The organism is Dietzia sp. oral taxon 368 (assembly GCF_002999155.1).
In the GTDB taxonomy this organism is placed as follows: domain Bacteria; phylum Actinomycetota; class Actinomycetes; order Mycobacteriales; family Mycobacteriaceae; genus Dietzia; species Dietzia cinnamea.
In genome coordinates, this window is sequence record NZ_CP027238.1 from 1478152 (window position 1) to 1488954 (window position 10803).

Annotated in this window: 11 protein-coding genes and 1 tRNA gene; 7 read left to right on the plus strand and 5 right to left on the minus strand. The window is 71.5% G+C overall.

Annotated elements, in window-relative coordinates:
- The first annotated feature begins 13 nt into the window (after positions 1-13).
- The 4 genes from C3V38_RS06975 (at position 14) to C3V38_RS06990 (ending at position 4668) form a co-directional block, all read left to right on the plus strand.
- Positions 14-1996: a 5-oxoprolinase/urea amidolyase family protein gene (locus C3V38_RS06975; RefSeq protein WP_106385389.1), complete on the plus strand. Its 1983-nt coding sequence runs from the start codon at positions 14-16 to the stop codon at positions 1994-1996.
- On the plus strand, positions 1993-3753 hold the full coding sequence (atzF, locus tag C3V38_RS06980) for an allophanate hydrolase (RefSeq protein WP_106385390.1): 1761 nt from the start codon (positions 1993-1995) through the stop codon (positions 3751-3753). The genes C3V38_RS06975 and atzF overlap by 4 nt, the downstream gene beginning before the upstream one ends.
- Positions 3754-3824: 71 nt before the next feature.
- Positions 3825-4499: a hypothetical protein gene (locus C3V38_RS06985; RefSeq protein ID WP_106385391.1), complete on the plus strand. Its 675-nt coding sequence runs from the start codon at positions 3825-3827 to the stop codon at positions 4497-4499.
- 95 nt (positions 4500-4594) lie between these two features.
- Positions 4595-4668 (plus strand) — tRNA-Asp (locus tag C3V38_RS06990).
- A gap of 226 nt (positions 4669-4894) precedes the next feature.
- Here the strand turns inward: C3V38_RS06990 and C3V38_RS06995 are convergent.
- Together C3V38_RS06995 and C3V38_RS07000 are read right to left on the minus strand one after the other, a co-directional pair.
- The gene (locus C3V38_RS06995) at positions 4895-5761 is read right to left on the minus strand and encodes a hypothetical protein (protein WP_106385392.1); all 867 of its coding nucleotides are present in this window, start codon (positions 5759-5761) and stop codon (positions 4895-4897) included.
- 4 nt (positions 5762-5765) lie between these two features.
- A complete protein-coding gene (locus C3V38_RS07000) occupies positions 5766-6443 on the minus strand; it encodes an HD domain-containing protein (RefSeq protein WP_254426103.1) in 678 nt (225 codons plus the stop codon).
- A gap of 124 nt (positions 6444-6567) precedes the next feature.
- Here C3V38_RS07000 and C3V38_RS07005 point away from each other — a divergent pair, with 124 nt between their 5' ends.
- The 3 genes from C3V38_RS07005 to C3V38_RS07015 are packed head-to-tail and all read left to right on the plus strand — an operon-like array spanning position 6568 to position 8085.
- Complete coding sequence (locus C3V38_RS07005) at positions 6568-6876, plus strand: hypothetical protein (RefSeq protein WP_070720732.1); 309 nt, start codon at positions 6568-6570, stop codon at positions 6874-6876.
- Positions 6873-7850, plus strand: coding sequence for a WXG100 family type VII secretion target (locus tag C3V38_RS07010; RefSeq protein ID WP_070720729.1), 978 nt, complete (start codon positions 6873-6875; stop codon positions 7848-7850). The genes C3V38_RS07005 and C3V38_RS07010 overlap by 4 nt, the downstream gene beginning before the upstream one ends.
- 7 nt (positions 7851-7857) lie before the next feature.
- Complete coding sequence (locus C3V38_RS07015; protein ID WP_061917117.1) at positions 7858-8085, plus strand: hypothetical protein; 228 nt, start codon at positions 7858-7860, stop codon at positions 8083-8085.
- Between the two features lie 9 nt (positions 8086-8094).
- Here the strand turns inward: C3V38_RS07015 and C3V38_RS07020 are convergent, their stop codons facing one another.
- From C3V38_RS07020 to C3V38_RS07030, 3 genes are all read right to left on the minus strand, one after another.
- Positions 8095-9153 (minus strand): NAD(P)-dependent alcohol dehydrogenase, encoded by a 1059-nt coding sequence (locus C3V38_RS07020; RefSeq protein WP_070720727.1) that lies wholly within the window; start codon positions 9151-9153, stop codon positions 8095-8097.
- Between the two features lie 263 nt (positions 9154-9416).
- Positions 9417-10034: a hypothetical protein gene (locus tag C3V38_RS07025; RefSeq protein ID WP_061917123.1), complete on the minus strand. Its 618-nt coding sequence runs from the start codon at positions 10032-10034 to the stop codon at positions 9417-9419.
- 35 nt (positions 10035-10069) lie between these two features.
- Positions 10070-10681, minus strand: a complete 612-nt coding sequence (locus C3V38_RS07030) for a hypothetical protein (RefSeq protein WP_070720724.1) — start codon at positions 10679-10681, stop codon at positions 10070-10072.
- Between the last annotated feature and the right edge of the window lie 122 nt (positions 10682-10803).

Sequence of the window (10803 nt, forward strand, 5' to 3'; positions counted from 1 at the left end):
AGGAGCACCCGCCATGACCAGCCTCGAGATCCTCGCCCCCGGCCTCATCACCACCGTCCAGGACTGGCCCGGCCGCGTCGGGTACTGGGGGGTGGGCGTCCCTCCCTCCGGAGCGATGGACGACCAGTCGCTGCGGCTGGCGAACATCGCCGTGGGCAATCCCGAGGGCACCGCCGGCCTGGAGTGCACGCGCGGCGGCCTCCGGCTCCGGGCGGACGCCCCGGTCACCGTGTGCGTGGGCGGCGCGCACGTGCGGCCCACCGTGGCCGGGCGGCCGGTGGCCCAGTGGAAGCCGGTCGCCCTGGAGGCCGGGTCGGTGCTGGACATCCCGGTGATCGATGGCCCCGGGATGCGCGTCTACGTGGCCGTGCGGGGCGGGATCGACGTCGAGCAGTACCTCGGGTCGTCGTCGACCTTCACTCTGGGGCGGTTCGGCGGCCACGAGGGCCGCGCCCTCACCACCGGGGACACGCTCGCCGTCGGCGAGCCCGGGCCCGCGACGCCCCGCCGGATCTGCGCCGAGGAGATCCCCGCCATCGGCCACCACTGGCACATCGCGGTCGCCGAGGGGCCCCACGGCGCACCCGAGTTCCTCACCCGGGCCGGGATGGACGAGCTGTACGCGGCTACCTACACCGTGCACTTCAACTCCGACCGCACCGGCGTCCGGCTCGAGGGCCCGCGCCCCAAGTGGGCCCGGCCCGACGGCGGCGAGGCCGGGCTGCACCCGTCGAACCTCCACGACAACGCCTACTCGGTGGGCGCGCTCGACTTCACCGGCGACACCCCGATCCTGCTCGGTCCGGACGGCCCGAGCCTGGGCGGCTTCGTCTGCCCGGTCACGGTGGTCAGCAGCGACCGGTGGAAGCTCGGGCAACTGGCGCCGGGCGACACCGTGCGGTTCGTGCGGGTCCGCGTGGACGCCGTGCCAGACCGGGTCGGCGCCGGGGGCTCGCGGGGCGCGGGCCGTCCGTACGTCCTGGGCGACGGCGGGGACCGCGACGACGGCGTGCTGGGCCGCGGGCACACCGCGGACGGGCTCACCGAGGTCACCTACCGCCGCGGCGGGGACGACAACGTGCTGGTCGAGTACGGGCGGATGGAACTCGACCTGGAGCTGCGGGCCCGCGCCCACGCCCTCTACCTGCACCTGCTGGCCAACCCCGTCCCCGGCCAGCAGGACCTCACCCCGGGCATCCGGTCGCTGCAGGTCAAGATCACCCCCGGACTCAGCACCGTGTCGTCGACCCTGGCCGCCCTCCGCGAGGCCGAGGCCGCCCTGCCCGCCGCCGAGTCGCTGGTCGTGCCGAGCCGTCACGTCAGACTCCCCCTGAGCTGGGACGACCCCGCCACGAGGGAGGCGATCGAGCGGTACATGTACGGCGTGCGCGACGACGCCCCGTGGTGCCCGTGGAACATCGAGTTCATCCGCCGGATGAACGGGCTGGAGACCGCCGACGACGTCTACCGCACAGTCTTCGACGCCGAGTACATGGTCCTGGGCCTGGGGGACGTCTACCTGGGTGCGCCCGTCGCCACGCCGCTGGACCCGCGTCACCGCCTGGTGACGACCAAGTACAACCCCGCCCGGACGTGGACCGCCGAGAACTCCGTGGGCATCGGCGGCGCGTACCTGTGCATCTACGGCATGGAGGGACCAGGCGGCTACCAGTTCGTGGGCCGCACCACCCAGGTGTGGAACCACCGGCACCCGGAGCCGGCACCGGGCTTCGACGCCGAGCACCCGTGGCTGCTGCGACACTTCGACCGCATCTCCTGGTACCCCGTGACCTCCGAGGAGCTGGCCGACCTGCGGGCCGACACCGCCGCCGGGCGCGGGCGCGTCGACATCACCGACGGCACGTTCTCCCTGGCCGAGCACAACGCCTTCTGCGAGCGCGAGGCCGACTCCATCGCCTCCGCGAGGCGCCGCATGGAGCACGCCCGCGCCGAGGAGTTCGCGCGCTGGGCCGCCAGCGGGGAGCTGAGCGCATGAGCGCCGCGACGGGAGCCGGACTCCGTGAGACGGCCGCGGAGCGGGTCGACGCCGTGCTGACCCGACTCGCGGAGGCCGACCGGCCGGAGGTGTTCCTGCAGGTGCGCGACCGGGAGGCGATGGTCGCCGACATGGTGGCCTCCCTCGCCGCCGGCGGGCCCCTCGCCGGGATGACGCTGGCGGTCAAGAACAACGTCGACGTCGCCGGGACACCCACGACCGCCGCCTGCCCGGGGTTCGCCTACGTCCCCGAGCAGGACGCGGTGGCCGTCGCCCGACTGCGCGCGGCCGGTGCGGTGGTGGTGGGGGTGACCAACCTCGACCAGTTCGCGACCGGACTGGTCGGCACCCGCAGCCCCTACGGCGCCGTGCGGGCCGCGCACCGGCCGGACCACGTCTCGGGCGGGTCCAGCTCGGGATCCGCAGTGGCGGTCGCACTGGGCATCTGCGATCTGGCGATCGGCACCGACACCGCCGGGTCGGGACGGATCCCCGCCGCGCTCAACGGCATCGTCGGGATCAAACCCAGCCTCGGCGTGGTCTCCACCGACGGGATCGTCCCGGCCTGCGCGAGCTACGACTGCGTGACGATCTTCGCCCGCGACGTGCGCACGGCCTCCCGTGCGACCGGCGTGATGGCGGGCGGCGACGGCACGCGGAGCTGGCCCGCGGACGCCCAACTCGCCGCGGCGCCGGGGGCGACACTCGCGGTCCCGCGCGAGCTGACCGCCATGGCCCCCGGCTGGGCCGAGGCGTTCGCCGCGACCGTCGACGCGGCCCGCGACCGCGGGTTCCGCGTGGTGGAGATCGATCTCGAGCCGTTCCTCGCCGCCGCGCGGCTGCTCTACGACGGCGCGCTCGTCGCCGAGCGGTACGAGGCGGTCGGCGCCTTCCTCGACGGAGCCGACAGCGGGGCCGGCGGGGCCGACGCAGATGCCGGCATCGATCCGACCGTCCGCGGCATCATCGCGCCCGCCCGCGACGTGCGGGCGGTGGACCTGCTGCGGGACCGCCGGACCGTCGAGGCGCTGCGCCGCCGGGCCCTGGCCGAGCTCGACCGCCTGGGCGCGTCGGCGCTGCTGGTGCCGACGGCACCGTTCCATCCGACGATCACGGAGGTTCAGGCCGACCCGGTCGCCCTCAACAGCCGGATGGGGACCTACACGAACTTCTGCAACCTCTTCGACCTCTGCGCGGTGGCCGTCCCGGCGGGAGAGGTGGACGAGGCGGACCGCGGCACGGCGACGTTCGGCGTCACGGTGGTGGGCAGGCCGTTCCACGACGGCGTGGTGGCCGACATCGCGGCGGCCCTCGCGGCAGAGTTCGCCGAGGAGAACGAGGCCGCCACGGAGCCGCTCGAGCCGTGGCCCCTGCGCGCGGGCGCGCCGACCGTGGATCTGGTGGTGTTCGGCGCCCACCGCCGGGGCGGCCCGCTCGAGCACCAGCTCACCGGACGCGGCGCGGCCTGGCGTGGCGTCGTGCGGTCCAGCGCCGACTACCGGATGTACCGGCTCGACACCGACCCGCCCAAGCCCGGCGTCCTGCGGCACACCGAGGGTGCGGAACTGCTCGGCGAGAGGTGGACGATGCCCCCGGCGGCGCTCGGCGAATTCCTCGACGAGCTGCCCAGACCCATGCAGCTCGGCCGGGTGACCCTCGCGGACGGCTCGGAGGCCGTCGGGTTCGCCTGCGAGCCCACCGCGGTGACCGCGACCGCAGAGGACCTCACCGCGATCGGGGAGTGGCCGATCGGGTGACCGCGGGTACCGCGGAGATCGTCCGACAGCCGGCGCGCACCGCTACGGTCTGCCTATGAGGGGAGTCGGTGATGACGTACAACTCCGGTGACGGGCGGTGGGGGCCCGACGGGCAGTGGCACACGCCCACTCACGAGCCCACGTCGCAGCGGGGGACCCCCGGCGCGGTGATCGCCCTCGTCGCCGTACTGACGGTCCTCGCGGTCGGCCTCCTCGGAGTGATCGCCTACCTCGCCCTCCGCCCGGGCGGGATCCCCGGTGACGGGCCGGGTGTCGTGGCAGCGCAGTCCTCGTCGTCGTCGTCCTCACCGTCTACCTCGTCGCCACCGCCTCCGGTGACCGAGACCGCCTACACCACCCCGCCGCCACGCGAGACCGTCACCGTCACCCGCGAGGCGCCGGCGCCCCGGCTCCCACGCGGCGGTGGGCAGCCCGTCGGGGCCGACTCGTCCGGATGGCTCTCCGACCGCCAGGCGCGCTGCAACGCCGGCGACCCGGCGGCCATGATCGGGCGCACGACGCAGGCGTTGTTCTCCATCTGCGTCAACCCCGACAACGGCCGGTACTACTACCGCGGCTCGTCGGGCGGGGCGGGTGTGGAGATCGACGACCCCACCGTCACCAGGGCTGGGGCGGTGGTGACGAACAACGACGTCCTCTACTCGATCGACGCGTCGGGGATGAGCATCTACCAGGGCGGAGAGCTGATCTCGAGCCAGCCGATGCTCGTCCTCTGGACCGGGTGAGGGGCCCAGCCCGCGAGCGCGGCGCCACCTGCGCGGGGCCCCGTTTTCCTCTCGGGCCACGATTCCGCTAATGTTCCCTCTCGTGCGAAAAGCACGGCCCTGTGGCGCAGTTGGTTAGCGCGCCGCCCTGTCACGGCGGAGGTCGCGGGTTCGAGTCCCGTCAGGGTCGCAATGAAAGAGCGGGCGCATCCGGAATACACCGGATGCGCCCGCTCTCGTCTGGACGGCGCGCCGACTACTCCTTGTTCAGCTTGTCCTGAACGGTGGCGGCGGCCTTCTCGGGCGAGTACGAGAACTCGCCGTGACCGTCCGACGTCGGGCTTCCCGGGCTCCGACTGGAATTGGATGGCCGTGTCGAGTCGATGGGCCGCGGGAGGCGGCCGAAGAAACTTGCGTTAACTCCGCGTACGCGGGCCCAACCGCGCTGCGACCTGATCGCGCGTGGCGGCGTACGTGAGCAGGAAGTGCTCGAGTGCGTGCTGCGCGTGGCGGGGCAGGAACGGGGCGACGGGCACGGTGGTGCGCTGCATGACGTGGCGACCGTCGAGGACCCACGAGGTGAGGTCGTCGTCCAGGTTGAGGCGCGCGATCTCCAGAGCGGCCTCGGCGCGGGAACGCACACCTCGAACGACCCACGCCCAGATGCGGGCGAACGGCTCGTCCTCGGTGAACGAGACGTGCATCCGGTGGCCGACGTGGTCGAAGACCAGGTGGCCGAGCTCGTCCACCACGCACGGCCGGCCGGTCACCTGTTCGATGATCGCCTCGTACCGCTCGCGGGCGTCCACGTGGTCCTCGACCTCGACGGCCACGTCGATCGGGTTGGGGTAGTCGGCGGGGTCGCGTCCGACGGGCACGGAATCGAACCGGATGAGCCTGAGCGCGCCGGTATAGCGGCCGACCGTCCCCTCGCTCCGGAGGGTGAGCAACTGGGGGTGTGGGACTCCCAGCCGGTCGCGGCAGGCGTTGACCACCGCCCGGGCGATAGGCGCCGGCGCGGTGGGGGCGGTGTGCGCGATCATCTCCTCGACGAGGTCGTGCCCGGCGGGGCGGGCGGTCACCCAGGCGACCGCCCCGCCCGCCGCCAGTTGGACGGTGCACCGCCCCTGTCCGCCGAACGGTTGTGACGGTGCGCGGAACTCCATCGCGCCCACCGCCCCGGGCCTGCGGAGATGTCCGGTGAGGGTGTGCTCGAAGTCGTGCCACGGGTCGCCCGCCGGGCGCAGGGAGGCGCTACCCGGTCCGAGGCGGTGGTCCTGCATGACGTCACCCCACCGGCACGAGGGCGGCCACGTCGTCTACGGCCCGTCGCAGCTCTCGCGTGGCCGCGCAGTCGCCGAGTCGCTCGGCCACAGTATCGGCGATCGCGCCGTAGAACCACAGCTTCTCCTGCGGGCCGGCGTTGAACACGTCCCACATGCCGTCGCCCAGGCGGCCGTGCGCGGAGACCATCGACCGGAGGTTGTGGATCTTGTCGGCCGCGGAGATGAGCAGGCACTCGGGGGAGTCCTCGGCCAGGCGGGCGAGGTAGCCCTCCTTGCGGACCCGCCACGGCGGGGTCTCCTCCCCGGCGGTCTTCTCCTCGGACACGCCGCGTACAAACTCCGTGACCCGGTCGCCGAAGTCGGCGGTCATGTCCGCGGCCGAGTACACCGACGGCGGCACGTCCTCCAGCACGTCGTGCAGCAGCGCGGCGACCGCCACGTCCTCGTCGTCGGTGAAGTCCGAGACGATCAGCGCCACCGCGACCGGATGGGCGATGTAGGGCGTCGGGTCGTCCTTGCGGGTCTGACCTGCGTGGCAGCGGGCGGCGACCGCGAGCGCGCGGTCGAGGGTAGGGGTCCAGGTGAGCGGCACGGTGCACTCCTCGAGGGGAGGGTTCCCGGCGTCGGGCGACGCCGCCGGGTCGTGGGTGGAACCGGCCGTGACCGGTGTCCCTTCCACACTCCCGAGTACACACCACGGGTACGACACGGGGGAACCGTTCGGCGTGGGGCGCGCGTCGTACGTGGTGAGGACGCCACGGGGGCGTCCCGGTAGTAGACCGGAACGACGACGAGGAGGGCTCGTGCCCGACGGGACGATCAGGGCGGATGCCGGGAAGATCGCGAGCGCGGTCTCGGTGTTCCGCGACTGCGGGGAGGCGGCCACGGAGGTGACGTTTCCCGAGGTCGCGGCGCGGCTGGGCGGCGGTCTTCCGGGCGGGTCGGCGATCGAGCAGGCGGTGGACCGGGCGTGCGGTGCGGCAGCGGTGTGCGCCGAGAGAATCGCGGGTCGGCTCGGGGGCCTGGCCGACTTCGCGGCCGAGGCGCACCGGTTCCTCGAGGCCGAGGATGAGGACTTCGCGGCTTTCCTCGCAGCGGTGGCCCGGCGGTGAGCTGGACAGTCGCGGACATTCGTCGTTGGGACGTGTCCGCAGTGGCGGGCGCCGGCGGCGAGGTCGGCCGGCAGCACTCGGTGGCGCAGGGCATCCGGAGGGACCTGGTCGACGGTGCGATGGAGCTGGATGATGGCTGGGACGGGGCGGCCGCTGACGCCGTCCTCGACACCGTGGAACGTGAGAAGTCGCACGTCAGCACGCTGGCTGACGGACTCGAGGATCTGGCTGATGCTCTCCGGAGCTCGCACGCTGCTCTGGGGCCGGCAGTTCAGGCGGTTCGAGATCGGGTCGCCGATGCCGAGGCAGCCGGACTCCAGGTGGGCGAGTCGTCGGTGCGTCCGTTGCCGGGTCGCGACGACATCGGTCACTCGACGGTCGATGAGGATGCGGAGGCGATCAGCTCCGCGGTCGACACCGTGCGCTCCCTCGATGAGTACTACGGGCGCCAGATAGACGGGATCGCCGCCCGGCTGCACGCCGCGATCCCACCCGAGGTCGACCGGTCGCCGATCCCGGGCCCGGACGACCCGTGGCCGGGTCGCGGTGTGGACGCGATGACGGGGGCCGCGTCACGGGGCTACCCGGACGTCGCCGATGAACTCGATCCACGGACCCGGGGGAGACACATGCTCAACCCGGCCCCGGATGACTTCGGCAGAGCTGCGGCGACGGGACTGCGGGGACTCGGTGGGGTCGCCGGTCCGGTCGGTGGCGGGCTTACGGTGTACGACGGCGTGAAGGCCCACGCCGAGGGGAGGACGTCGACCGGCGAGGCCGTCGCGGAGACCCTCGGGGCTCTGGGTGGCGGCGCGCTCGGAGGCGCCGCAGCCGGCGCCGTCGCAGGAACGATGTTCGGTCCCCTCGGCACGTTCATCGGCGCCGGCATCGGTGCGGCCGTCGGGACGTACCTGGGACAGCAGGCGGGCGATATGGCTCACCACCGGTACCGGGCCCACACGGCAGAGAGGTGACACGACCATGAGGTATGGGCAGAGACGGGACGACCCGTCGGAACGCGACCCGCACCCCTACGAACACCCCGCCCTGGAACCGGAACCCGGTTTCTGGGACGGCAGGTGGGAAGAGTTCAAGCGGCGGTTCATCCAGATGGCCTGGGAGGATCACTACAGCCGGACCGTCCTCATCCTCTCGACGGTGGGATTCGTGGCGACATTTATCTGGATGTGGTTCACCGGTGAAACCTGACGGTCTCGCCTAGAACGTCTTGGCGTCGATCACGAACCGGTACCGGACGTCCGAGCTGACGACGCGGTCCCACGCCTCGTTGATCTGATCGGCCGAGATGAGTTCAATCTGGGCGGTGATCCCGCGCTCGGCGCAGAAGTCCAGCATCTCCTGCGTCTCGGGGATACCGCCGATCATCGAGCCGGTGAGGATCTTGCGGCCGCCGGTCACCGACCCCGCCCGCAGGGACATCGGCTCACTCGGGATACCGATCTCCACCATGGCGCCGCGAGGCTTGAGCAGGGCGAGATAGCGGTCCAGGGGCAGGTTGGCGGAGACGGTGTTGAGGATGACGTCGAAGCTGCCTCGGAGCGCCCGCAGGTTCTCCCTGCCCTCGTCTCCGGCGGTCGCGTAGTGCTCCACGGCGCCGAACTTCAGCGAGTCGTCGCGCTTGGAGGTGCTCTGGGACAACACGGTGACCTCGGCGCCCATGGCCACGGCGAGCTGCACGCCCACGTGCCCGAGCCCGCCCATGCCGATCACCGCGACCGTCGTGCCGGGGCCGACGTTCCACTGCCGCAGGGGTGAGTACATGGTGATCCCGGCGCACAGCAGCGGCGCGGCGGCGGCCGGGTCGAGGCCCTCGGGGACGGAGACGACCATGCGCTCCTCCACCACGATGTGCGTGGAGTAGCCGCCGTTGGTGACCGGGCCCTCCGGATCGCCCTCGGGCAGCGGCGAGCCGTAGGTCGCGGTGGCTCCGACCTCGCACTCCTGCTCCTGGCCGGCCTCGCACGAGGCGCACTCATGGCAGGCCCCCACCAGGCAGCCGACGCCCACGCGGTCGCCGACCTTGTGGCGGGTCACCTCGGATCCGACCTCGCGGACGATGCCGACGATCTCGTGGCCTGTCGTCACCGGGTAGACGGTGCGGCCCCACTCGCCGCGCGCGTGGTGGATGTCCGAGTGGCAGATGCCGGCGAACTCGATCTCGATGAGCACGTCGTCCGGGCCGGTGTCCCGACGTCGGATCGTGGTCTTCTCCAGGGGTGCGTCCGGTGCGGTGGCGGCGACGGCGGCGACGTCCATGTGTGGTCTCCCTCGGGTCGGGTCAGGTGTGCACGCCACAGTAGAGAATGTTCGGCGTGAGAGAATGTTCGGCGTGCGCCGCCGCCACGGCATCTGCGGCCGCAGCGGAGCGGGTACACGACAATGCCCTCCCGGCCAGGCCGCGTACGACTCCCGAAGGGTTCGTACCGCCATGTCAGAAGGGCAATGAGTCGATTCACAGCGGGCCGGGGTGTCCGGCTACGTCAGCTGAGCGACGAGCCGGACGCCCCCGGTCCAGGTGGTCAGCTCCCGAGGCTGCCGAACACGTCGACGCTGCCCAGATTGACGCTCCCGGTAGTGGTCACCGAGAAGTTCCGGAAGTGAATCTCGACCGGGTACTGGACGTCCGCGAGAGTCGAGATCTCATCGGTCGCAGCGAGGGGCGCGATGCTGTCTTCGGTGACGCAGATCGACGTGGCGACGTAGTCCCCGTCGTCAAGGCCCGGCACGCTGACGTTGTGGGGACTCGCGTAGGCCCCCTCCTCGTCCAGTAGGTCGCTGGACTCGTTGACCACGACGCGCAGGTCGGATTCCTTCGTGGGCCAGACCGGATTGCTGAACAGGTCCTCGAAGAAGGTCTCGTTCCAGGTCTCGGGGTCGATGTCCTTCTCGCTGATCGCACCCTCGACCACCAGAGGCCCGACGCAGGCCATGTTCTCGGGGGCGGTGACGGTGAAGTTCGCCGTGGTGCCGTTGACGTTCACGGTGAGGTCAGGCGAGTCGATCTTGATGATGTCCGTGGGGTCGACGGGGTCGACCAACTGCGCCTGGGCGATGGCCGGCGCGAGGAATGAGCCTGCGCCCAGGAGCGCGGCGGTCACGGCGGCGGTGCCGTAGGTACGGAGGGAAGTTGTGGGCATGGGAAGTCTCCTTGATGAAGTAAGTATTCGAATGGTTATGCGGCCCTGAGGCCTTCGGGTGGGAGTGCGTGCTGGTCTGCCGGAGGGGAGCGCGGCAGAACGTCCGTTGGGGCGTCGCTGGGTTGATTCGGCTGGGCCCCTGCGGCGCTTCGCGTGGGTGACTGCATACCGACACTCGCCGTATCACGCGTGGACGCGGTCGCATCCCGGTAGAGGCCGTCATGGACGAGAGTGAAGACTGCGGGTATTGCAGCGGCGAGGGCGATCACGGCGAGCCGGCGCCGCCGGGTAGTGCCCAGCTTGAGTGCCAGGACCACGGAAGCTGCGGCCAACAAGAGCGCGGTGCCGAGGCCGGCCACGACAGCCCCGGTCGCACTTGGGATATGACGTAGCGATCCGTACAGCAAGTCGATGTGCCAGTTCAGCCCGAGGAACACGACCGCGAAGGCGCCGGCGACCAGGCCCACACCGACTGCTGCCTCGACCGGGTTCGGCAGACTCAGGCGGTCGATCGCGCGACACGCTCGATAGGCGGCCACCACGAGGACGATGGCCAAAGCGGGCACGGCAATCGCGCCGAGGTAGTGAAGCCACCATTCGAGGAGGCTCCACTCCGTGAGGTGGTCGACCGTGAAGGCGTCGTTCACGAGTGACCTCCGGGGGATCGAGTGCGGTTGGCTTCCGGGGAGACCATTCCTCGAGATTCCGCCAAAGCGGTAACGCTCAAAGTGATAAGGAGGCTTATCGGCGAAAGGGTATGAGGCGGTCG